This window comes from Marinomonas vaga (genome assembly GCF_055388305.1).
In genome coordinates this window covers 1945346-1967927 of sequence record NZ_AP043903.1, presented here as the reverse complement: position 1 = coordinate 1967927, position 22582 = coordinate 1945346, and the positions used below count along the sequence as shown (strand labels likewise).

General features: G+C 47.5%; 21 protein-coding genes and 1 riboswitch. Of the genes, 5 read left to right on the top strand and 16 right to left on the bottom strand.

What is annotated here, in order from left to right; all coding sequences use genetic code 11:
- Positions 1-107: 107 nt before the first annotated feature.
- The 6 genes from ACZ5DR_RS09160 to rpsF all read right to left on the bottom strand — a co-directional run bounded on the left by ACZ5DR_RS09160 (position 108) and on the right by rpsF (position 5309).
- On the bottom strand, positions 108-1670 hold the full coding sequence (locus ACZ5DR_RS09160; RefSeq protein ID WP_377368343.1) for a methyl-accepting chemotaxis protein: 1563 nt from the start codon (positions 1668-1670) through the stop codon (positions 108-110).
- A gap of 82 nt (positions 1671-1752) precedes the next feature.
- Positions 1753-3093 (bottom strand): replicative DNA helicase, encoded by a 1341-nt coding sequence (dnaB, locus tag ACZ5DR_RS09155; RefSeq protein ID WP_464543911.1) that lies wholly within the window; start codon positions 3091-3093, stop codon positions 1753-1755.
- 198 nt (positions 3094-3291) lie between these two features.
- Positions 3292-3738: a 50S ribosomal protein L9 gene (gene rplI / locus ACZ5DR_RS09150; RefSeq protein ID WP_377368347.1), complete on the bottom strand. Its 447-nt coding sequence runs from the start codon at positions 3736-3738 to the stop codon at positions 3292-3294.
- A 31-nt stretch (positions 3739-3769) separates the two neighbouring features.
- Complete coding sequence (locus tag ACZ5DR_RS09145; protein WP_377368349.1) at positions 3770-4627, bottom strand: hypothetical protein; 858 nt, start codon at positions 4625-4627, stop codon at positions 3770-3772.
- A gap of 21 nt (positions 4628-4648) precedes the next feature.
- Positions 4649-4879 carry a 30S ribosomal protein S18 gene (gene rpsR, locus ACZ5DR_RS09140; RefSeq protein WP_055461955.1) on the bottom strand — a complete coding sequence of 77 codons (231 nt, stop codon included), beginning with the start codon at positions 4877-4879 and terminating at the stop codon, positions 4649-4651.
- A 22-nt stretch (positions 4880-4901) separates the two neighbouring features.
- Positions 4902-5309, bottom strand: coding sequence for a 30S ribosomal protein S6 (rpsF, locus tag ACZ5DR_RS09135; protein ID WP_377368351.1), 408 nt, complete (start codon positions 5307-5309; stop codon positions 4902-4904).
- A 320-nt stretch (positions 5310-5629) separates the two neighbouring features.
- Between rpsF and ACZ5DR_RS09130 the strand changes: the two genes are divergently transcribed.
- Positions 5630-6532, top strand: a complete 903-nt coding sequence (locus tag ACZ5DR_RS09130) for a DMT family transporter (protein ID WP_377368353.1) — start codon at positions 5630-5632, stop codon at positions 6530-6532.
- On the opposite strand, the gene ACZ5DR_RS09125 is transcribed toward ACZ5DR_RS09130, so the two are convergent.
- The 7 genes from ACZ5DR_RS09125 to hldE all read right to left on the bottom strand — a co-directional run bounded on the left by ACZ5DR_RS09125 (position 6529) and on the right by hldE (position 15330).
- A complete protein-coding gene (locus ACZ5DR_RS09125; protein WP_377368355.1) occupies positions 6529-7392 on the bottom strand; it encodes a DMT family transporter in 864 nt (287 codons plus the stop codon). The genes ACZ5DR_RS09130 and ACZ5DR_RS09125 overlap by 4 nt on opposite strands.
- Before the next feature lie 50 nt (positions 7393-7442).
- On the bottom strand, positions 7443-8147 hold the full coding sequence (locus tag ACZ5DR_RS09120) for a thiamine ABC transporter ATP-binding protein (protein ID WP_377368357.1): 705 nt from the start codon (positions 8145-8147) through the stop codon (positions 7443-7445).
- Complete coding sequence (thiP, locus tag ACZ5DR_RS09115) at positions 8134-9741, bottom strand: thiamine/thiamine pyrophosphate ABC transporter permease (RefSeq protein ID WP_377368359.1); 1608 nt, start codon at positions 9739-9741, stop codon at positions 8134-8136. Before thiP ends, ACZ5DR_RS09120 begins: the two co-directional genes overlap by 14 nt.
- On the bottom strand, positions 9717-10709 hold the full coding sequence (thiB, locus tag ACZ5DR_RS09110) for a thiamine ABC transporter substrate binding subunit (RefSeq protein WP_377368361.1): 993 nt from the start codon (positions 10707-10709) through the stop codon (positions 9717-9719). The genes thiP and thiB overlap by 25 nt, the downstream gene beginning before the upstream one ends.
- A 47-nt stretch (positions 10710-10756) precedes the next feature.
- A riboswitch (TPP riboswitch) is annotated at positions 10757-10866 on the bottom strand.
- A gap of 38 nt (positions 10867-10904) precedes the next feature.
- Positions 10905-12137 carry a 3-deoxy-D-manno-octulosonic acid transferase gene (locus tag ACZ5DR_RS09105; RefSeq protein ID WP_377368363.1) on the bottom strand — a complete coding sequence of 411 codons (1233 nt, stop codon included), beginning with the start codon at positions 12135-12137 and terminating at the stop codon, positions 10905-10907.
- Positions 12138-12142: 5 nt separating this feature from the next.
- Positions 12143-13903 (bottom strand): lipid A export permease/ATP-binding protein MsbA, encoded by a 1761-nt coding sequence (gene msbA / locus ACZ5DR_RS09100; protein ID WP_377368365.1) that lies wholly within the window; start codon positions 13901-13903, stop codon positions 12143-12145.
- A complete protein-coding gene (hldE, locus tag ACZ5DR_RS09095; protein ID WP_377368366.1) occupies positions 13903-15330 on the bottom strand; it encodes a bifunctional D-glycero-beta-D-manno-heptose-7-phosphate kinase/D-glycero-beta-D-manno-heptose 1-phosphate adenylyltransferase HldE in 1428 nt (475 codons plus the stop codon). The genes msbA and hldE overlap by 1 nt, the downstream gene beginning before the upstream one ends.
- Before the next feature lie 80 nt (positions 15331-15410).
- On the opposite strand from hldE, the gene ACZ5DR_RS09090 reads away from it, so the two are divergent.
- From ACZ5DR_RS09090 to waaF, 3 genes are read left to right on the top strand one after another with little or no spacing between them, the layout of a single operon-like run.
- Positions 15411-16550 carry an AGE family epimerase/isomerase gene (locus ACZ5DR_RS09090; protein ID WP_377368368.1) on the top strand — a complete coding sequence of 380 codons (1140 nt, stop codon included), beginning with the start codon at positions 15411-15413 and terminating at the stop codon, positions 16548-16550.
- Between the two features lie 12 nt (positions 16551-16562).
- Complete coding sequence (gene rfaD, locus ACZ5DR_RS09085; RefSeq protein WP_377368370.1) at positions 16563-17510, top strand: ADP-glyceromanno-heptose 6-epimerase; 948 nt, start codon at positions 16563-16565, stop codon at positions 17508-17510.
- Positions 17503-18510: a lipopolysaccharide heptosyltransferase II gene (gene waaF, locus ACZ5DR_RS09080; protein WP_377368371.1), complete on the top strand. Its 1008-nt coding sequence runs from the start codon at positions 17503-17505 to the stop codon at positions 18508-18510. The genes rfaD and waaF overlap by 8 nt, the downstream gene beginning before the upstream one ends.
- 37 nt (positions 18511-18547) lie before the next feature.
- Here the strand turns inward: waaF and ACZ5DR_RS09075 are convergent, their stop codons facing one another.
- Positions 18548-19288, bottom strand: a complete 741-nt coding sequence (locus tag ACZ5DR_RS09075) for a glycosyltransferase family 2 protein (RefSeq protein WP_377368815.1) — start codon at positions 19286-19288, stop codon at positions 18548-18550.
- An 82-nt stretch (positions 19289-19370) separates the two neighbouring features.
- Here ACZ5DR_RS09075 and ACZ5DR_RS09070 point away from each other — a divergent pair, with 82 nt between their 5' ends.
- Positions 19371-20402, top strand: coding sequence for a glycosyltransferase family 4 protein (locus ACZ5DR_RS09070; protein WP_377368373.1), 1032 nt, complete (start codon positions 19371-19373; stop codon positions 20400-20402).
- A gap of 8 nt (positions 20403-20410) precedes the next feature.
- On the opposite strand, the gene ACZ5DR_RS09065 is transcribed toward ACZ5DR_RS09070, so the two are convergent.
- Positions 20411-21358, bottom strand: coding sequence for a glycosyl transferase family 90 (locus ACZ5DR_RS09065; protein WP_377368375.1), 948 nt, complete (start codon positions 21356-21358; stop codon positions 20411-20413).
- Positions 21359-22528 carry a nucleotide sugar dehydrogenase gene (locus ACZ5DR_RS09060; RefSeq protein ID WP_377368377.1) on the bottom strand — a complete coding sequence of 390 codons (1170 nt, stop codon included), beginning with the start codon at positions 22526-22528 and terminating at the stop codon, positions 21359-21361.
- Positions 22529-22582 lie beyond the last annotated feature (54 nt).

The following is a 22582-nucleotide window of genomic DNA, read 5'->3' as shown; positions in this document are numbered from 1 at the left end:
CTCTTGTGAATAGCGCTCAATCAAAAGCACAGAGCCCCCAAGGTATGCGCTACCCACAAAAAAGCCGAGCTTTATGCTCGGCTTTTTTATGCACTTAACACTAGCTGTTATTGCTTCATTCGCTCCGCTAGATTGCCCTGCTCATAGGCTTCTTCTTCGATATGGGCAATGTTTGCCACGATATTCTCAGCTCGCTCAATGCTCTCGACACTCAGACGATCCACTTCCATCATTTGCTCACTTAAAGAGGTGGCAACACCTGCCTGCTCTGAGGTAGCCAAATTGATTTGAGCTGTCATTTCCACAATATGGCTGATGGCTTCTTCAATGGTGCTCATGCTGTCTGCCACTTGAGTTACACCGGAAACACCATCGTTTGCTACTGTCGCACCTTTCTCAATCGCTTCTAATACATCGTGAGTATTACGTTTCAATTCTTCCGTGGTGTCATGAATGCTTTGTGTGGCGTCTTGGGTGCGTATCGCTAGAGCGCGTACTTCATCCGCCACCACAGCAAAACCTCGGCCCGCCTCCCCTGCTCGTGCTGATTCAATGGCAGCGTTCAAAGCAAGCAAGTTGGTCTGCTCAGCAATGTCACTGATAGAGTTCACCAGCTCATTGATTCGGTCGCTTTGCTTGGCAAGCTGCACCACCACGTCTTTCGCCGCATTCACTTCAGAATAGACCTTTTGCATGGTGTTGCCGGTATTCAACGCCAAATCGCGACTCGCCTTGGCTTTGTCTTCTACGGAAGCTGTCTCATCCGCTGCCATACGTACGTTCTCAGCGATTTGATTCACACTCGCCTGCAGCTGAGTGGTGGCAGACACTACTGTCTGAAAGCTATCACGCTGACGATTAAAATTGGCTAGATTTGAGGTGACACTCTGCTTCGCTTCTACGGCTCTTTGCTGCAGCTGCTGCGAACCAACCAACAAACGATGACGGAAGGTAAAGGCTGCTGCCGTTTGATGCAACTGAGCAAAACTGATGGCGATGTTGGGCCCAACCCCTTTGAAATATAGGTATTGACCGATGGGGTTATGGGCTTCATCAGACAATTTATTTATGGTTTCTTTGAGGGATTGGCGCTGAGTTAAATTAATAGTGGCACCAATCACCGCCAAGATTGGCGAGACAATCTGCAACCATAAGTAAGGTGAAAATAACCCCGCCACACCAAACAACACGAAGAACAAGGCATTTAACCAAGCTTGACGCCACATCCAACCTCTAAATCGCACCATAGCAGGCACAGGATGTTTGCCCGAATTGACCCGCTCATAGACGGACTGGGCGTGACGTTTCTCTTCATTGGTGACTTTTTGACGAACGGACTCATAGCCAATGACTTTACCATTATCAATCAAGGGACTCACATGGGCACTCACCCAATAATGATCGCCGTTTTTACAACGGTTTTTCACGATCCCCATCCAGCTTTTACCTGCTTTCAGGTTCGCCCACATGTCAGCAAAAACAGCCGGAGGCACGTCTGGATGGCGAATTAAGTTATGGGGCTGACCAATTAACTCGTCACGAGTGTAGCCCGCTACATCACAGAAGTCGTCATTGACAAAGGTAATACGCCCTTTTACGTCAGTACTAGAGACTAGGGTATAGCGATCAGAAAAATCATTTTCCTTGTTAGTAACAGACATCTTTCGCATAGAGATTCCCAACAATGAAGTATTTTTATTTAGGTTAACCTTAAGATTTACATGTTCTTTTCGCAATAGCTACGACTAAACACTATTCGTCATCAAATCCTTGATAAGCATCCGGCGCTAAGTCCTCAAAGCGGGTAAATTTACCAATAAACGCCAAACGACAGGTGCCGATTGGACCATTACGCTGCTTACCAATAATAATCTCGGCAATCCCTTTATGGGGCGAGTCTTCGTGATATACCTCGTCACGATAAACAAAGGAGATCACGTCCGCATCCTGCTCAATCGCTCCCGATTCACGAAGGTCTGAGTTAACAGGCCGTTTATTTGGTCGTTGTTCCAAACTACGGTTCAACTGGGACAGCGCCACCATAGGGCAATTCATTTCCTTGGCAATGGCTTTGAGGGAACGGGAAATCTCAGAAATCTCGTTGGTACGCCCTTCACTGAAGCCTGGAATTTGCATTAGCTGCAAATAGTCGACCATGATCATAGCCACACCACCATGTTCACGGGCAATACGTCGCACCCGGGAGCGCATTTCCGTAGGGCTGATGCCACCCGTGTCATCGATAAACAACTTACGGTCTTTGAGCATTTTGACCGCAGACATTAGCTTATCCCAATCTTCTTGGATCAACTGACCCGAACGCATACGGGTTTGGTCGATTCGCCCTAGCGAGGACAACATACGCATCATCAGCTGTTCTGCCGGCATCTCCAAACTGAAAACGATAACAGGAAGATCACTAATCATGGCTGCGTTTTCAACCAAGTTCATGGCGAAGGTGGTCTTACCCATGGAAGGACGCCCAGCCACAATCACCAAGTCGGCGGGTTGTAACCCTGAAGTCATCGCATCCAAATCCGTGAACCCGGTACTCAAACCAGTAATAGCACCGTCCTGATGATACAACTCATCAATCTTATCCACCGTGGCACTGAGGATATCGGAGGCAATACGAGGCCCACCTTTCTTTTCACCGTTTTCAGCGATTTGAAAAATTTTACGTTCCGCTTCGTCCAACACCTCGGCAGCCGACATCCCTTCAGGATGATACGCTCGGCCAGAGATCTCGCTGGTTGTACTGATCAAGCGACGCAACACTGAGCGCTCTTTAACGATCTCAGCATAAGAACCAATGTTTGCCGAGCTTGGGGTCGCCTCAACCACTTCGATCAAGTAAGCCACACCCCCGACAGTTTCTAGCTCGCCGCGTTTATCTAAACGCTCACTGATTGTCACCACATCAATGGGCTCAGAATCATCAGCTAGACGAGCAATCACTGCAAACATAGAGCGATGCTCAGGGCGATAAAAATCGTCTGCTACCACCAGCTCAGACACCCGATCCCAAGCTTGGGGGTCTAACATCAATCCACCGATGACAGATCGCTCTGCTTCAATGGAATAAGGGGGCATTTTTATCGAGGAGACTTCAGTATCTTCTAGTTGCACAAAACACTCTCAGGAAACGGTAAATTCAAATGACAACAAAGCTTATCATTCTGCCCTCAAAACGCTAGGGACTTACTCCAATATTGGCTTAAAAAGTTGCCATAAAAAAAGGGCGCTCTGTAAAACAGAGCGCCCTCTTATTCGACGGTAATTTCTAAGAAATTACTGTGCTACAACGTCTAGAGTAACTGTAACAGTTACGTCAGCGTGTACTTGTACGTCTACTTCGTAAGTACCTACGTTACGTAGAGCACCTTCTGGAAGACGTACTTCAGATTTAGCAACTTCAACGCCACCAGCAACGATCGCGTCAGCGATGTCACGAGTACCGATAGAGCCGAAAAGTTTACCTTCGTCACCAGCGTTAGCAGTGATAGTGAAAGTTTTACCTTCTAGCGTTTGAGCACGAGTCTCAGCAGCCGCTTTACGCTCTGCAGCTTGTGCTTCAAGTTCTGCACGGCGTTCTTCGAAAGAAGCTAAGTTAGACTTAGTTGCCATTACAGCTTTTTTGTTTGGAATCAAAAAGTTACGTGCGAAACCTGGTTTAACAGCAACAACGTCACCGATACCGCCTAGTTTGCCTACTTTGTCGAGTAGAATCACATCCATCTCGATCACCTCTAAAATAAATTAACGAGCTTTAATTGAAGTCGGAAGGTTTTGACTGTAGCCGTTCTCGAATCCCTACAAAGCTATCGATCACAGCAATCATGATCAGAATATTCGCAAAGTAAGAGCTCAGAACCAGTATGCCAATCAAATAGAATGCAACCAGTCCAACCATCCCAATTTTTTTCAGTGCCAGAATACCGTGCACCAATGCTAAACCAGGTATTACCAGAGCCGGCAAAGCCGCTCTTGATAAAATCTCAAAGCCACCACCTAGACTCTCCCCTACCAACACCATTGCACCGAGTACAAGAGCGATTGGCAAAGGCAATCTAAATTGATGGAACTCTTTCTTTAACCCACCAGGGTTAAACAATTGAGCTTGCCAGCGGCGTGCTAAAAACAGCGCAGCCACGGCAACATAAGCCTGCATTACAGACATGGCGATCACCGCCTGTTGAATAATCAGTTCTTTTGAGGGAACAGACTCTTCACCTTCACGGGTCAAAATTTGCTGAATCAGTTCTGCAACCAAATCCAGAATATTGCCCATCAAGAGCGGCTGAACCCAGGAAGAGATGACTGCGAGAATACTCGCTCCCAAAACCACCCAAGCCCAAGACACTTTTTCCCTTAGCACATAGGCCAACAGGTAAGCGTCGATCAGCACCATGAGTGCTGTTGCATCCCCTTGGATCGTCCACAGCACTATGGCTGGTAAACATCCCCAAGCTAATACAGGTATTCCTTCCTTTACACCTTTACGAAGTACCACAAGTCCTAAGACTGCAGCGCCTAACCAAAACAACATTGGGATGATGCTGCACAATGCTACCGCTATGATAGCATTCATGCGCTTTTTCATTACCCAGTTAGCTAAACCGCTCATGTAATACTTCTTTGTCGCTTCTTAGTTGAAGTGACCGTCAGTGTATGGAAGCAAGGCAATGTAGCGAGCGCGTTTGATAGCAGTCGCTAGCTGACGCTGGTAACGCGCACGTGTGCCAGTAATACGGCTTGGTACGATTTTACCAGTTTCAGTGATGTAACCTTTTAGAGTATCTAGATCTTTGTAATCGATCTCTTTAACGCCTTCTGCGCTGAAACGGCAGAACTTACGACGACGGAAAAAACGAGCCATAATGTATCTCCTAATTAATCAATTATTCAGCAGAGTCGTCTGCAGCTTTGTCGGCAGCAGCTTCTGTTGTTTTCTCTTCACGCTGTGGAGCAGGACGACGCTCTTCACGGCTTTCAGAGGCTTTGATTGGAGACACTTCAGTTACCGCTTCTTTACGACGGATAACTAGGTTACGGATGATTGCATCGTTGTAACGGAAAGTGTCGTTTAGCTCAGCCATCACACCTTCAGACGCTTCAATGTTCATAAGAACGTAGTGCGCTTTGTGGATTTTGTTGATTGGGTAAGCTAGCTGACGACGGCCCCAGTCTTCTAGACGGTGTACTTGACCGCCATCTTCAGTGATCAAGTTAGTGTAACGCTCGATCATTGCTGGAACTTGTTCGCTTTGATCTGGGTGTACCAGAAACACGATTTCATAATGACGCATGATTGCTCCTTATGGGTTCTTAGTCTCCACGCTTTCCCCGTTAAAAAGCTGTGAGACAAGGAGTAGTAAATTACGGGGACGCGAATTATATACCGCAACCCTATAATTAAAAAGCCTAAGCGAATAAAAAATAACCTTTTCTAGTGTAAAACCAATCTTTATCCCTTACCCACCCACAGATTGAGCAAACATTACGCAAGGGCGCTCATATAACCAGCCCTCTCGACACTAGAGGACGAAGGCGTTATGGTTTCGCACCTATATCTGACAGCCAAAATTCGAATAGCTAGTCATCACATAATTCTAAGAAAGGACTCCCTATGCCCGCGTTCGTATTTCTCTTGTTGCCCATTCTGTTTTGGTCTGGCAACTATGTCCTTGGTCGCCTAACCGTTGGCGACGGTGTCGACCCTTACACCATTTCCTTCTTCCGCTGGTTTATTGCTTGCTTGGTCATTATACCTTTGGCATTCCCCAAGATTCGTCAGGACCTTCCTCAGATAAAGCAACACTTGCCCATGCTGACCTTCCTCGCGTTTCTAGGTATCTGCAACTACAACCTATTCCTATACATAGGACTACAGTCCACCACAGTAACCAATGCGGTACTACTGAACTCTTTAATGCCGGTTATGATCCTCATTACCGCTCGAGTCCTACTTGGATCCAAGACAAACAGCCTGCAAAACCTTGGCATTCTTGTTTCTACCGTGGGCGCATTGGTGATAGTCAGCCGTGGCAGCTTAGATACCTTACTTCACCTAACCGTCTCATCCGGGGATTTGTGGATCATAACCGCCGCTATCAGTTGGGCGATCTATTCAGTGTTGTTAGTGAAACGCCCAGCCATGCATTTGCTGAGCTTTTTTGCCGTGACTGCCATGATCGGCACCTGCATCCAGTTTCCTTTGTACCTGTTGTTCTCTTCAAAAGATCTTGCTGAACTGACGACAGCAAACTGGGGAGCCATTATTTACATGTCATTATTTGCTTCCATCGGCGCCTTTATTTGTTGGAACGCAGGCATCCAAAGACTTGGTGCCACCACCGCAGGTCACTTTGTACACCTGCTCCCTGTGTTCAGCATCTTTTTATCAACTCTGTTCTTAGGGGAAGTGATGGAAGGCTTCCATGGTATTGGCATCTTCCTGATCTTTTCAGGAATTGGGATTGCTACCCTACTCAATAAACAACTAGCCAATCGCGCCCAAAAAACCTCTTAAACCTTCTTACGACTGATTTGCGCGCTCAAGAACACGCTCACGAAAATCAATACAGTCCCAGAAATCGCTAAGGCATCTGGGACATGCCCCCAAATCGCCCACCCCCAAAAGCCAGCAAACACTATCCCCACATAACTCACTGGAGACACGACGCTGGCGGGGGCATAGGTGTAAGCCAAGGTATATAGAAACATCCCCACATAGAGAGTCACGGACACCAATAGCACCCAAAACCAAGTGCTACTGGGCAATGCGAGGCTTTCTCCTTGAATAAGAGCCAAGGGCAAGGACAACAAAGCCGAAATGACAAAATACACAAGCATGGTTTCTTGACTGGAAACATGACTACTAAGCAGTCGCGTTGTCACCATAGAAAACGCCAACCCCACCGCAGATAAGAACCCCACAATATGCCAAGGATTAAAATGATCCGGCGTGGGATTAATCACTAACGCCACCCCGACAAAGCCGATCACTAAAGGTAGCCAGCGGGCTTTAGGCACCATGACTCGGTGCATAATCAACACCACAAAGGGCACACACAGAGGCGCGCAAGATCGCAGCAAAGACGCCTCTACCAAGGGAATATGATTCAATGACCAGTAGTAAAATAGAAATCCGGTAAAACCACCGAAACTTCGCAGAAAGTGTGCTTTCACTACAGCTTTAGGACGTCGTTCCCACTTGCCCCACATTTGTGGCAGTAGCACCAAAACACAAAACAGGCTTTGCCAAAACACCAACACAGGCACAGCAATCTGGGTTTGAACTTGTTTTGCCGCAACGGCAGTAATAGACATGATGAAGGCATAAGCCAAGGTGGCGTAGATGCCTTTCTTTACGAGATAGACGTCACTCAAGAGTGCTTCCTTGTGAGATAGGTAACCGATACTAGTCACCTATCATCGCTTTATTTCTCTCGAGTTGAAACCTGCAAATATCGGTTAAAAGGTGAATTCACTGGCATCTCATGCAATATTTTTGCATCAGCTTGTGCCACAACTTTGCCTGCCTCGACCAAGATAACCTGCCCTCCCAATAACGCCACATCTCCAGGGCTGTGGGTCACCATAATGGTTGTCCAATCATACTGGTCCGTTAGGTCCTTAATCAGATGCAGCATGTCCGAACGCAACTTAGGATCCAAAGCACTAAAGGGTTCATCTAATAGTAAAATCGGCTTCTCACGTACTAAGACTCGAGCTATCGCCACCCGCTGGGCCTGACCTCCCGACAGCTGATCAGGGAAGCTATCACTGTATTCCTGCAAAGCCACTTGTTCCAATGCCCAAGTTACTTTTGCGGCTTGTTCTGAAGACAGCTTTCGAGAAGGAGACAAACCAATGGCAATATTGTCCTTCACGGTTAACTGGGGAAATAAATTATCACTCTGAAATAACGTTGTGATAGGGCGTTCATGGGGTAAGCAAGACAATAAATCTTGATCATCAAAACACAGAGTTCCTTGCCCTTCGATGTAGCCACCTAGCAGAGACAACAGGGTACTTTTGCCCCCGCCACTTGCTCCCAAAATGGCCGTCACACCTGCTTCCAGCTGACCTTGATAATGGGCATCAAACCCTTGCCAACGATACTTTAGATCAAACGACAGCACGGCGACCTCCCACCAAACGGTTAATCACATAGAACAACATCAAACACAACAAAATCAGCACCACAGCCACACAAGCGCCCTGCTCGACTCGATAAGATCCGATGAGCTGAAACAAATACATGGGTAAGGTCTCCAAGCCCTTGGAGCCAAACAACGCCACCACCCCCAAGTCTCCAAGACTCAGTAGCACGGCATAAGCCAGGCCCTGCGCAGCAGCTGAACGAATCTGCCCCCACTCTAAACGCAAGCGAGCCCAGCCTGTTATATTCATCTGGGCATACAAGTGCCGAAAGCGTTTTTCCTGTTGATAAATGGTCGGCATCAAGGCCCGCAACACAAAGGGCAAAGCCATCACAGCATTGACCCAAACCACAATCCAATAGGCATGCTTGATACTGACTCCGAGATTACGAAACAGCAAAAACAATCCCGTTGCCAAGACTAAGCTCGGCACCATCAGCACTAAGTTACCCGATTGCTCCAACCGCTGGGCCCATGCATCCGTTTCCTGACGCCAACGCAAGGCTCGCGCTAATGCCGCAATACTAAGCCCAATCCCTAGTGCTAAAAGCCCCGATGGCAACGCGATTCGCACCGAATGCCACAGGGACCACCAAAGATCTTCCATGCCTAAGGTCTGCCAAAACAACGCACTAAAAATCGGCACCAAGATGGCGGCAAAGGGCGGCAGCACCCAAAGTAACACCACCGCCAAAGCACTGAAATCGGCCAAATTAGCCCACCAGCTTGAAGGTAACCGCAGGCGCTCCCCCTGATACAAGCTCACATCCTGACGCACCGATGGGGCAAAACGATACACCGCCAAAGCCACTAAAGAACAAATCAACACCTGCAACAAAGACAAGTAACTCGCCTTATTGAGATCAAACTCAAACCTCAGCGCCTGATAAATCGCCACCTCTAAAGTACTGGATCGAGGACCGCCCCCAAGACTCAAGACCACCGCAAAGCCAGAGAAACACAGCATAAAAATCAGTAAGAAAACACCGGGCAGGTTCTTTCTCAAATAGTGCCATTCAATCAACTGGAACACGTGCCAACGGGATAAACCAAGTTGACTGGCGAGCCGCCATTGAGCATCAGGAATCAAGCTGTAAGCTTGCAAAATCACTCGCACTGCCAATGGCATATTGAAAAACACGTGTGCCAGCAAGATGCCTCCCAGTCCATACAAGGGAAAAGACACACCAAACACACTGGTGAACCAGCCACTACGACCGTACACCACCACAATCCCCAAGATCGCCACTATGGTTGGCACCACCATAGAAATCGCAAACAAAGACAACAAGGTTTGTCGCCCTAAAAAGCGCCTATGAAACAAGCAAGACGCCATAGGGATCGCCAGTAGAATACTCAAAAGAGCACTCAGACTGGCCTGCAAAAGTGAGAAGCGGACAACCCGCCAAGTATAGGGATCCGCAAAATACTGCCCCCAAGAACTGGGCGAGGCATAGCCGAGGAGTGCTGCAAATGCCGCACCCGCAATGACTAAATAAAGAGAGAAGCCCAGCCAAGCTGGGCGTAAATAAGATGAGAAAATCAAGATTAACGGGTAGTAGCTTCTAACCACTCATTCACCCAAGCCTGACGGTTTTTAGCCACTTCTTTGGCATCCAAGGTCAACACTTTTGTAGGCTGTGGTTGAGCTAAAAAGGCCTCAGGCAGCGGTGCCACGTCACTCACAACTGGGTACATCCAGTTGCCAGTAGCGACTTCATTTTGGAATCCTGGAGCCAAGATGAACTGCATGAACTGCTCCGCCAAGGCTTTATTTGGGGCATTCTTCAACATAGCAGCCACTTCGATCTGTGGGTAAAAGCCTTCTGAGGCTAGTGCCGCTTGGTACTTGTCTTCCCCTTCCGCCACAATATGGTACGCCGGAGACGTGGTATAACTCAGTACAACATCCGCCTCGCCTTTTAAGAACAAGCTGTACCCATCGTACCAGCCTTTGGTCACAGTCACCGTATGACTAGCAAGTTGCTCCCATGCATCCGCTGCCTGATCACCGTAAACGGACTTCATCCACAGCAACAAACCCAGCCCCGGCGTCGAAGTACGAGGGTCCTGGTAAATCACTTTTAGGTTTGGGTTTTCCACAACTTCTTGCAGAGACGTTGGCGGTGTCGCCAGGGTTTCACTGTTATAGATAAAAGCAAAATAACCTTGGTCAAACGGTACGAAAAGCTTGTCGTCCCAACCGCCTGGGGTGGTCACAGCAGAGGTATCAACCCCATGCTCTGCTAACAAACCAGACTTTTTAGCCGCTTCCATGACATTCAAATCCAAACCTAACAACACATCTGCTTCGGATGCTTCCCCTTCCAGTTGCACACGGGACAAGATACCAACAGAGGAATCCAACGCCACAAAGTTCAGTTCGCAATCACATTGGGCTTCAAAGTTCGCTTTGATTTTTGGCCCTGGCCCCCAATCGGAAGAGAAGGAATCATAGGTGTACACGTTCAGAGTTTGCGCTGTAGTGATAGACGACACCAATAAGGCCGCCCCAGCGAAAGCAAAAGATTTAAAAGACATAGTCGCTCCGTAAATGAGCGGCGTATAACTGGAATGGCGAAGCCGAATGGGACTTGCAATCTCAATTCCTACGCCAGCATGATCTGGTTCAGGTTCAATGGGTTAACCAACCAAGGTTTCTCAGCAGCCCAACTAGGCCACACCCCATGAGATATAAAAAATGTGTTGTAACGCGCGGGCTATTCTAGCAAAACCCTAGGAGATGTCTAAAGATTGTAATACTCGTTGAAGCGCTCCTTGATTAGCCTGAGCATTCGCCAAAGCTCGCTGCCCCATCTCTGTACGCTTTTGGGAGTCCTGCAGAACCAGAAGCTCATCTTCCAGCTCTGATACAGACTGAACACGAGCCGCCCCTTGATCAGCCACCAAAGATTCCGTGATGTCCGCAAAGTTAAACGTGTGAGGCCCCACCAACACTGGCTTTGCCAGCACCGCAGGCTCAATAGGGTTATGACCACCCCGCTCAATCATACTACCCGCCACAAAGGCCACATCCGACACAGCGAAGTAACGCATCATCTCGCCCATGCTATCGCCCAACAAAATATCCGCTCCTGACCAGCTAGCAAGATCCTCATGAGAGCGTTTGGCAGTCACCAAACCAGACTGCTGACAAAGGGAAAACACGGCATCGAAACGTTCTGGATGTCGAGGAACCAAAATAAGCTTAGCCTTAGGAACCTGTTTTTTAAGGGCTTTATGCGCTGCCAGAAATTGCTCGTCTTCACCGGGATGAGTGCTGGCCGCAATCCATACAAACTCATCTTCCGGTGCTAACGCAGAACGCCAAACAGCCCCTTGGGGATCGTCTGGCGCAATGACGTCAAATTTGATGTTACCCACTACGGAAACCTGTCGGGCACCCAGTTGCTTAAAGCGCTCCGCATCCGCTGCGGCATGAACTAAAAAACGATCAGGAAGAGCCATCAGCTTATGGGAAAAGAAACCAAACTTACCGTAGCGCTCAGCAGAGCGTTCACTTAAGCGGGCATTGATGATTTGAATAAACAAGCCTTTTGCTTTGGCAACTGTGAGCAGATTTGGCCAAAGTTCCGTTTCAATGATGGCCAACTGCGGACAAGTAAGATGCTTCAATGCACGGCGCACACACATGCCATGATCTAACGGCAAGTAACGGTGCTGGACCTTTCCAGCAAACCACTTTTGCACCTGCTCTTCCCCAGTGGGAGTGACGGTAGTTATTAATAAAGACTTGTCAGGGTTAGCCGCTAGCCACTGGGTTACCAGAGGTTTTGCCGCCAGCACTTCCCCTACGGAAGCACAATGCAACCAAAGGTCCGCTGTCACACTCCCCCAATGACCTAGGGCTTCAGTCACCCGATAATTGTCATAGCGTTTGTGATAGCGCCAGATTCGCCGTGCAATCAGTGGTGACGCCAGCGCTAATAACAATCGGTACAACCACATGCTCGCTACTCTTCGCTAAACTGCTTTTGGTGCAGGCCAGCATAGGCGCCATTTAGCTCTAATAATTCTGCATGAGAGCCTGACTCAATGATGGTGCCATGATCCACCACGGCAATGATGTCTGCGTTTTCAATGGTCGATAAGCGGTGGGCAATGGCAATGGTGGTGCGGTTTTTCATCAAGGTATCCAACGCCTGCTGAATAGCACGCTCGGACTCTGTATCCAAGGCCGAGGTCGCTTCATCAAGGATCAAGATTGGCGCATTTTTAAGAATGGCTCGGGCAATGGCGATACGCTGGCGCTGACCACCAGACAAGAGCACACCGTTTTCACCTACGACCGTATTTAAGCCCTGATCCAATTCTTGGATGAATTCCCAAGCATTGGCCGCCTTGGCCGCTTCAATAACCTCTTGCTCTGACGCATCACGCAAGTAACCGTAGGCAATATTGTCTCGAATAGAGCCGTTAAATAACACGACGTTTTGATTCACCAGGGCAATCTGACTACGTAATTCACGTAACGGATACTGGCGGATATCATGATCGTCGATCAGCAACTCCCCATCGGTCACATCGTACAGACGGGGTATCAAGTTCGCCATAGTGGATTTACCACCGCCAGAGCGCCCAACCAAGGCCAGAGTTTTGCCCGCCGGTACAGTCAGATTAATGCCATTTAACGCAAGACGGTCAGTATTAGGGTATTGGAACGACAGGTCACGCCACTCAATATTGCCCTGAGCTTTAGGTAGCGCCTTAGTCCCTTGATCCACTTCTTCCGTCATATCGATGAATTCAAAGATACTTTGAGCCGCTGCAATCCCTTTTTGCAGTATGCTGTTTACATCGGTTAATTGACGAGCAGGCTTGCTCAACATACCCGCAGCACCAATAAAGGCAACGAAGTCACCCGCTGACATTTGCGCGCTCAAGTTAGGATCCAGTGCCAACCAAATCAAAACAGCCAAGGCAATGGCAACGAGGAATTGCACCACAGGAATGTTCAGAGCCTTTGTCAGCTCCATCTTCATTTGCGAGCGACGATTATCATCCGCCGCTTTACTGAAGCGTTGTCTTTCGTACTCAAAGCCACCAAAAATCTTCACCACTTCTTGGCCCTTGATGGACTCTGACGCCACATCAGACACACCGCCCATGGCATTCTGAATGTTTTTGCTTAATTTTCGGAAGCGCTTAGAGGCATAGGACACCACAAAACCAATCACAGGAATGATCAATAAAAACAGCAAAGAGAGCTTCCAATTGGTGTACAGCATGTAACCCAATAAACCAATTACGGTGAAGCCTTCACGCAATAGGGTTTTCACGGCTGACGTCACCGCGCCAATTACCTGCTCAGTGTCGTAAGTAAGCTTAGAGAGTAGGCGCCCAGAAGGCATGTCGTTGTAGTAACTAGAAGGCAAGGCCACCAATTTATCGAACATGGTTGTACGTAGATCATAAACCACCTTATTAGCGATTTTCGCCATAAAGTAGCTTCCTAAAAATGTACCTGTGCCACGGAACAGAAATACGCCCAAGATCGCTGCAGGAATCAGGATACGGTTTTCCGAGATAGTGCCGGAAGAGACCACGTCAACAATGTGCTTTAGCAAAGCAGCCAAAGCGGGCTCCATGGCGGAGTACATCAAATACCCCAGAATACTGAGTAAAAACATCCACCAAGAGGAACGAATATAACCTAACAGGCGAAAATAGATTTTCACGCCAGAGGCGGCATTTTTAGCGTCTGATTGAGACATTAAGCGTTCGCCTTTTCAATGATCGAGGTGGTCGAATAACCGTCCACAAAAGACAGCACTTTCACTTCGCCACCATGGGCCATGACATGCTCTGCCCCAACGATGGATTCCACCGTGTAATCACCGCCTTTTACCAAGATATCTGGGGTTAAGGCTTCAATGATTTCCAGTGGTGTATCTTCATCAAACCAAGTGACCCAGTCGATGGCACCAATGCCTTCCAACACCGCCATACGGTGGGTTAAGTCATTTACAGGTCGCTTTTCGCCTTTCAAGCGTTTTACGGAAGCATCTGTATTCACGGCAACAATCAAACGATCTCCTAAGGCTTTAGCTTGTTTGATGTAAGCCACATGCCCTGGGTGCAAGATATCAAAGCAACCATTGGTGAAGACGATTTTCTCACCGTTTAATTGCGCTAAGTTAATCTGTTCCTTCAATTCTTCTGGGGACAACACACCGAAGTTACTTGAATGGGAGCGAGCAAACATGATGGCTTCTAGGGTCTCGGCACTGATGGATGCCGTACCGAGTTTACCCACCACGTAACCTGCGGCCTGGTTAGCATAATCCACCGCATCAGAAAAACGTTTGCTAGTGGTGTACACAGCGGTTAACACGGCGACCACCGTATCCCCAGCGCCAGTCACGTCAAATACTTCTTTTGCTGCAGTAGCAAGGGAGAAAGAATTTTTACCGTCTTCCAGTAGGATTAAGCCATCTTCACCGCGAGTCACCAGCAAGGCTTTCCAACCAAAACGTTCACGTAACTCACGCCCCTTGCGCTCGATTTCTTTACTGTCTGCACAAGGACCGACAATGGCTTCAAATTCAACAAGGTTAGGCTTGACTAAAGTAGCCCCTTGATAGATAGAAAAATCATTACCTTTAGGGTCCACAAAACTCGGCACACCCGCATCGTTGGATTTAGCGATCAATGTTTGAACGTCCGCAAGACAGCCTTTAGCGTAATCGGAAAACACGACAGCACTGGCACCTTGCAGTAACTCTACTACCTTAGCTTCCACCGCTTGGTTTTGACTTAAAGAGTCTTCACGCTCTTCAAAGTCCAAACGAATCAGCTGTTGATGACGACTGATCACACGTAGCTTGGTAATCGTCGGTAAATTCTCTGCCGTGACAAAATGGCAATCGACGCCTTCTTTTTCCAGCGCGGCCTGTAGCGCCGTGGCATTTTCATCATTGCCAACAACCCCCACTAGGGAAACCTTAACCCCGAGCTTCGCCAGCCCCAAGGCAACGTTGGCCGCACCGCCGGGCCGATCTTCTACATTTGAGACTTTCACCACCTGCACCGGTGCCTCAGGAGAGATACGGGAGGTGCCACCATGCCAGTAACGATCTAACATAACGTCACCAACAACTAGGATATGCTTATTCTTGAAATTCAAATGTGAAGATGTCATAGCGCTTTTTCATCGATTTTTGAGGGCGAGCATCTTATCATACCCGTCATTCAAATTGGACTCACACAAAATTATACATCATGGAAATACCTCAAACGTTGCACAAACGCATTGATCGTTGTGCCGAACATGTATTCCAAGGCCTAATTCCCAACTGGGTTGCTAATGGATTCACACCTCAAGGCTACAGCCTCGAAAGCCTCACGCTAGAGTGGCAGCCAAACCCTGTTGGCCGAGTCCGCCTGCTTACCCAGTGTAGACAGCTTTATACCCTTTGCCATGGTACACAAAGTGGCGCGTTATCTGGTTTTGAGGACACTATTGCTAAGTTGTTCCAATTCATCATTGAACACTACTACGTTGACCACCGCTGGATCTTTTCTTTAAACGACGATTTAACGGTCAAAGACACCCAAAGCGATGCTTATGCTCTGGCGTTTGTGCTGTTTTCTTTCAGCCATTATTACCAGCTCACTCAAGATGCTCGGGCGCTTGATTTTATCGAAGGTACCGACCAGTTCCTTAATGACACCATGCGACACCCTGCTGGCGGCTACCAAGAGGCTTACCCTGTTCCGACTGGCGTACGTCGACAAAACCCTCACATGCATTTGCTAGAAGGCTTCGTGGCTGCCTATGGAGTGACTCAAGACAAAAAGTATGCAGGTCGCATTGTTGAGCTGTGTGAACTTGCCCACAGGGCTTTTGTTGAACCTAAAAACAACACCCTGCGTGAATTTTTCAACGATGACTTGTCCTTAGACTCTGAGACAGGACACCTAGTCGAGCCAGGGCATCACTTCGAATGGGTTTGGTTATTACATCAAACTTATGCCATCACAGGGCGTGAGCAAGATTTAGCCCTGGCGGACCGCCTCTGGCAGCAAGCCAGCCAATACGGCATGGCAAACAACGGCGGCATTTACAATGCCATCGACGGCAACACACTCTTGCCAGTTGACCAAGAAAAGCGAATTTGGCCACTCACAGAGTACCTAAAAGCCTGCTGTGTTGCGGCCATTCCCATGGCAGACAAGATCCAACGCATTGATGACGCCCTACGTTTTTTAGAGGCTCACTATTTCATCGACAAGGGTCGCTGGATTGAATATCTAGACGCGCAAAATAACAGTAAAGGTTATCCATTACCTGGCACCACTGGTTACCATATATTCTTGGGCCTAGCGGAAGTGCTAAAATGGCGACACTCTCACATTTAACGGGACTCTAATATGTATATCGTAACCGGCGGCGCTGGCTTTATTGGCAGCAACATCATCAAAGCCCTAAACGACCGAGGCATCCGTGACATCCTATTAGTGGATGACCTAACAGACGGCAAAAAATGTCTAAACCTATCTGATTTAGACATTGCTGATTACATGGATATGTACGACTTCCTAGACCTAATCAAGCAGGACGCCCTGAACATCCAAGCGACTGCGGTATTCCACGAAGGCGCATGTTCTGCCACAACTGAGTGGAACGGCAAGTACGTGATGGACGTAAACTACCAATATTCCAAAGCGGTTTTAAAATGGTGTTTAGACCATAAAGTGCCTTTTTCATACGCTTCCTCAGCATCAGTTTATGGACCTGGCCCTGTGTTCAAAGAGTCTCGAGACCATGAACAGCCGCTCAACATGTACGCCTACTCTAAATTTCAATTTGATCAATACGTGCGCGATATTTTGCCAACCGCCACCACTCAGATCGTGGGCTTCCGCTACTTTAATGTATACGGCCCTCGTGAAAATCATAAAGGCAGCATGGCCAGTGTCGCCTTCCACCTGCGTAATCAAGTCCTTGCAGGGGAAAATCCGAAACTATTCGGCGCTTACGATGGCTACGAAGCAGGCGGCCAAAGCCGTGACTTCATCTATGTGGAAGACCTAGTCAACACCAAGCTTTGGTTCCTTGATAACCCAGAAAAGTCAGGCATTTTCAACTTAGGAACCGGTCACGCTGAGCCATTCCGCACCATCGCCGAAACAGTGATCGACCATTACCAAAAAGGGGAAATTGAATACATTCCTTTCCCTGAACACTTAAAAGGCGCTTACCAAAGCTTCACCGAAGCCGATATCACCGCCCTACGGGAATCTGGCTATGACGGCAGCTTCCGCGGTCTCGCTCAAGGTGTAAAAGACTACATGGTGTGGTTGGATCAACGTGGCTAAATACTTAATCGTTGGGCCCTCTTGGGTCGGTGACATGGTCATGGCCCAAAGCTTATTTAAAGCTTTGGCCGCCAAAGACCCAGACGCCATTATTGATGTGATTGGACCTGCTTGGTCCAGTCCAATTTTGGCACGCATGCCTGAAGTGAGAAAAGCCATTACCTTGCCAACGGGCCATGGTGAATGGGGTATCGCCACTCGTCGCCAACTGGGCAAATCATTACGTCCAGAACAATACGACCACGCCATCACTCTGCCACGTTCTTGGAAGAGCGCCTTGGTGCCTTTTTTTGCCAATGTGCCCCATCGTGTTGGCTTCCATGGTGAGCAGCGTTACTGGCTCCTGAACGAGCGCCGTAAGCTAGATAAAAGTGTCTTAAATCAAACCGTCAAACGCTTTGTCTCTTTAGGGGTCGAGAAAGATCAGGCCTATCCGCCATCAGAACGCCCGAATCCTGAGCTGAGAGTAGACCCAAACAATCAAGCCAAGCTTTATCAAACTCACTCCCTCGCCCCAGATCGCCCCGCGGTGGCTATGATGGCCGGTGCGGAATATGGACCAGCCAAACAATGGCCATTAGAGCACTTCAGTGAGCTAGCAAAGCAGCTCATCGAGAGAGGCTATCAAGTATGGATTTTGGGGGGACCAAAGGATGTGGACGATGGCAATGCCATTACCGAGGGGCTAGGAGAATTCGCTTACAACCTGTGTGGCGCGACCAAGCTGGTAGACGCCATTGACCTCTTGGCAGCAGCTGAAGTGGCCGTGAGTAACGACTCAGGCTTGATGCACGTCGCCGCCGCAGTGGGCACCAAGGTACACGGCATCTATGGCTCCACCAGTGAGCTGTTTACCCCGCCACTAACGGACAACAAGGTGATTCACAACCTACACCTTGAATGCTCTCCCTGCTTTAAACGAACCTGCCCTCTTGGGCATACCAATTGTTTAAAGCAGATACTGCCAGAGCAAATCTCTGCCTCCATCGCAAATCAATAGTAAAGTCAGCAAGAGAGCTCACGGAAGAGCTCTTAAGTCACTTTCGAAAGTATCGCTTGGTATTTTTCCAAAACACACCATTGGCATTGGAAACAGAGATCACCAAGCCCGCTTTACCATCTAATATGCCAAGCCTTAAAACATAGGTTCTGAAGAAGGCAAACAGAGATTTCACGACGATCATAGGCATTGAATAGCGCTTTTTCTGTGTAGCCGCTCGAAGTGATGAGTAACGTGACACTTTCTCTAGCATTTGCCCCACATCTGTTACCGCATCATGGTCAATCGTTCCAGCAAGACGAATGGTTTGGCTATCTTTGGACAGGTTGATATTCTCATGTACCATGGCGTCGTTAAAATTATGGCAAGAACGATTAAATAAACGCACTAGCCAATCTTTGCCCCAGCCCGAGTAACGTACACGCTGCCCTAAGAAGTAATTATGACGCCAAATAACACCTACTTTGCCGGGGGTGTCGAAATCGAACGTACCCAAGCTATCGATCAGGTCTGCACTTAAAGATTCATCCGCATCCAGGGACAAGACCCAATCATTTTTGGCATAGCTCACCGCTTTTTGCTTAGTTGGACCAAAGCCTAAAAATTCCCCTTGAATACATTGCACATTCTTGTATTCCGCAAGAATTTCTAAGGTGCCATCCGTGGAACCATTGTCGTACACAATAACTTCTTCAAACACGGATAAGGAATCCAAAGCTTTTCGGATGCAATGGGCCACATCACGGGTTATCAATACTGCCGATACGTTTTTGATCATCACACCTTTCACTTATTATCGAGTCCGACCTATTAATTAAGGTATTATACCGCCCAACACACAGATTTTCTTTGGGATTTAAATGCTTAACATCACCCATGTGAACTTAGCAAAGGGCTTTCGCGGCGGCGAGCGCCAAACGGCCATATTAATAACAGAATTAGGCAAGCGCGCAGACGTTAGGCAACAACTCGTATGCCGAGAAGACTCACCATTACGCCAATTCCTAAAAAATGTCCCTAACCTTAGCTATGTTACGGCCAACCACCAGTTTGACGGTCATTTTAGCTCACCCAAAGCGGATGTTGTCCATGCCCATGAAGCTAAAGCCGTCCATTGGGCATGGTTGCATCATTTGCTCAAGAAAACCCCTTATATTTTGACTCGACGAGTCGACGCTCCCGTTAAAGATAAGTGGCTAAATAAACAGACTTACAGCAACGCTTTCTCCCGTGTTGCCATTTCCAATATTATCCAAGGCATTCTTGAAGATAAAAACTGGGGACATGTTGACCGTGTCTACAGTGTGAAAGGCGACCTGCCATTTGATCTTGAGCAAAGTGCTCAAATCCGCAGCCAATTTCCCGGCAAAACTCTGGTAGGACATATCGGCGCATTAGTGGATAAACATAAAGGTCAAAAGATCATTATTGAAGCTGCTCGACTTTTGGCGAAAAGCCACCCCCATTTGCAATTCTTATGTTTAGGGGATGGCAAAGATAAAGCAGAGCTGGAAACCTTGAGCGCTGATTTAACCAATCTCACATGGTTGGGCTTTCACTCAAATGTGGGAGATTATATCCATGCCTTTGACTATTTTGTCTTCCCTTCGCGAAATGAAGGGCTCGGCTCCACCCTTTTGGATGTCATCGATGCCAAGGTACCGATTATCGCTTCCGATGCAGGAGGCATCCCCGACATTATAAAAGATGAACAAACTGGCCTAGTAATACCCAATGGAGATGCCTCAGCACTATCAAATGCCATTATTGCCCTAGACCAATCTCAAGACCTACAAAAAACGCTAGTAGAGGGGGCATTAGCCCACCTAAATAACTTTACGCCGAAAGTGATGGCAGAGGGCTATTTGGAGATTTACCGCAAAGCACGATAAACCGTCATTTATCGTGCTGCTTGCATATCAAAGTATTTTTGGGCGACCAATAGGCTCACTAACAGCTCTTGGTCGCTGTCTTTAAATTGCGCCACATAAGCATGTGCGTTGGCGATAATCTGAAGTGCTTTGTCTTGGTTTTCTGGAAGGTTGTAAAACTGTACCTTTTCCTCCAAATCAGAAAAGTCATCTTTTAGCTCAACATAATGCACACCGGGCTCAAGACGCCCTTCCATAAACCAGGTTTCAAAACGTGGTTTACGCATCATAACCAAAGAGTTTGATGCCATCGCCCACTTAAGATTAGTGGCGACATCTTTACCTTCCACACTGACAATATAACGAAAGGTCAGTTGCTCAGCGACACTCATAAACCCTTTATAGCTTGGCTCATCCGCGCGCTTTTCATCATTGTGCCCAACGTCTGCAAACGGCTTATCGTGGTACATGTCAACAAAGTCTCGACGGTGCTGGTGATAGACCATGCCGCGCCAAACAGCTTGTGGACGCTTTTCTGAAAAAGCTTGCGAGTCCTCAAAAAACTGGTAGTGCCGAATTGCGTTCAGTTTCAACAACACAGCGTTGTCATTGTTCTCAACAATCGGACGACTTTTAACGAACGAAGGGGTCTCTGGCACGTCGATGACATCACCAAAGATATAGTCGAAATAAAAATTTTTAGGAAAATGCCTCACTATTCTCTTTAGATCAGCAAAATAAACAAAGCTCTTAGTTTTGGCAAAATCTTGGTTACGGGTAGCCTGTTTGGAAACGGTAAAGGGAGTTTTTATCTTGCAACAATAATCCACTCTTTGTTTGAGTTCTGGAGTCACTTCAATGTGTTTTAAAAGTGATTCTGCTTTGGCAACAGGCTTTTTTAAAGCGAATGTTTCGCGAACATAATAGGCAATGCGCGCGAAACGTTTCTTAAAGTAGGCGAGATCCTTTTTTGCCACTTAAGAGTCTCCACCAAATAAATCTCGAGTGAATACTTTTTCAAGCGCATTTTCTAGTTCCTCAGTCACCCGATTGGCAATAATCACATCTGCCTCAGCTTTAAACGCTTCTAAGTCCTTCACAACACGAGAGTTAAAAAACAAAGACTCTGTCATAACGGGTTCGTAAACGATCACTTCAATTCCTTTGGCCTTGATCCGTTTCATAACACCCTGAATCGCCGAAGCACGGAAGTTATCCGACCCCGCTTTCATCACTAGGCGATAAATACCCACCACTTTTGGAGCGCGTTTAATAACTTCGTTAGCAATAAAATCTTTACGGGTCGCGTTCGCATCAACAATGGCGCGAATCAGGTTGTTAGGCACCTGTTCATAGTTGGCTAATAGCTGTTTAGTGTCTTTTGGCAAACAGTAACCGCCATAGCCAAAAGATGGATTGTTATAATGACCACCAATACGTGGATCCAAAGAAACCCCTTCAATGATCTGCTTAGAATCTAGCCCATGCGTTGCGGCATAAGAGTCCAACTCATTAAAGTAGGCAACCCGCATAGCAAGATAGGTGTTAGCAAATAATTTAATGGCTTCGGCTTCGGTGGCGTCTGTCAGCAAAATCTCAATGTCTTTTTTAACAGCACCCTCAGCCAGTAAACTAGCAAACAATTTCGCTCGCTCAGAACGCTCCCCTACGATAATTCGAGAAGGGTATAAATTGTCGTACAGAGCCTTACCTTCCCTTAAAAACTCAGGAGAGAAAATTAAATTCTCTGTGCCATAACGTTCCGATGCATCTTTAGTAAAACCAACGGGAATAGTTGATTTAATGACCAAGGTGGCAGCTGGATTGAGCTCTAACGCTGTCTTGATTACTGACTCAACATGCTGAGTGTTAAAGTAATTGGTTTCTGGATCATAGTCAGTTGGGGTGGCAATAATGATAAATTCAGCCCCATCGAAAGCATCTTTAGCGTCTAATGTCGCGCGAAAGTTTAAGGTCTCTTCTGCTAGATATCGCTCAACCTCATCATCTTGAATCGGGGACTTACCTTGATTAAGTAGTGTTACCTTTTCTGGAATAATATCCAGCGCAACCACTTCGTTATTCTTTGCTAATAATAGGGCGTTGGAAATGCCAACATACCCTGTCCCAGCGACAGCAATTTTCATCAATAAATCCTAACTAACGTATTTAATACGGGGTATTTTACAGAGACTTTGATA

What these genes read in the sequence shown, in the direction of transcription:
- hldE (WP_377368366.1), bottom strand. Translation starts at nt 15,330, where the DNA reads ATGACATCTTCACATTTGAATTTCAAGAATAAGCATATCCTAGTTGTT.
- rpsF (WP_377368351.1), bottom strand. Translation starts at nt 5,309, where the DNA reads ATGCGTCATTATGAAATCGTGTTTCTGGTACACCCAGATCAAAGCGAA.
- ACZ5DR_RS09145 (WP_377368349.1), bottom strand. Translation starts at nt 4,627, where the DNA reads ATGAGCGGTTTAGCTAACTGGGTAATGAAAAAGCGCATGAATGCTATC.
- ACZ5DR_RS09105 (WP_377368363.1), bottom strand. Translation starts at nt 12,137, where the DNA reads ATGTGGTTGTACCGATTGTTATTAGCGCTGGCGTCACCACTGATTGCA.
- ACZ5DR_RS09160 (WP_377368343.1), bottom strand. Translation starts at nt 1,670, where the DNA reads ATGCGAAAGATGTCTGTTACTAACAAGGAAAATGATTTTTCTGATCGC.
- rplI (WP_377368347.1), bottom strand. Translation starts at nt 3,738, where the DNA reads ATGGATGTGATTCTACTCGACAAAGTAGGCAAACTAGGCGGTATCGGT.
- rpsR (WP_055461955.1), bottom strand. Translation starts at nt 4,879, where the DNA reads ATGGCTCGTTTTTTCCGTCGTCGTAAGTTCTGCCGTTTCAGCGCAGAA.
- ACZ5DR_RS09060 (WP_377368377.1), bottom strand. Translation starts at nt 22,528, where the DNA reads ATGAAAATTGCTGTCGCTGGGACAGGGTATGTTGGCATTTCCAACGCC.
- thiB (WP_377368361.1), bottom strand. Translation starts at nt 10,709, where the DNA reads ATGTCTTTTAAATCTTTTGCTTTCGCTGGGGCGGCCTTATTGGTGTCG.
- ACZ5DR_RS09070 (WP_377368373.1), top strand. Translation starts at nt 19,371, where the DNA reads ATGCTTAACATCACCCATGTGAACTTAGCAAAGGGCTTTCGCGGCGGC.
- msbA (WP_377368365.1), bottom strand. Translation starts at nt 13,903, where the DNA reads ATGTCTCAATCAGACGCTAAAAATGCCGCCTCTGGCGTGAAAATCTAT.
- rfaD (WP_377368370.1), top strand. Translation starts at nt 16,563, where the DNA reads ATGTATATCGTAACCGGCGGCGCTGGCTTTATTGGCAGCAACATCATC.
- ACZ5DR_RS09130 (WP_377368353.1), top strand. Translation starts at nt 5,630, where the DNA reads ATGCCCGCGTTCGTATTTCTCTTGTTGCCCATTCTGTTTTGGTCTGGC.
- ACZ5DR_RS09075 (WP_377368815.1), bottom strand. Translation starts at nt 19,288, where the DNA reads ATGATCAAAAACGTATCGGCAGTATTGATAACCCGTGATGTGGCCCAT.
- dnaB (WP_464543911.1), bottom strand. Translation starts at nt 3,093, where the DNA reads ATGCCCCCTTATTCCATTGAAGCAGAGCGATCTGTCATCGGTGGATTG.
- ACZ5DR_RS09090 (WP_377368368.1), top strand. Translation starts at nt 15,411, where the DNA reads ATGGAAATACCTCAAACGTTGCACAAACGCATTGATCGTTGTGCCGAA.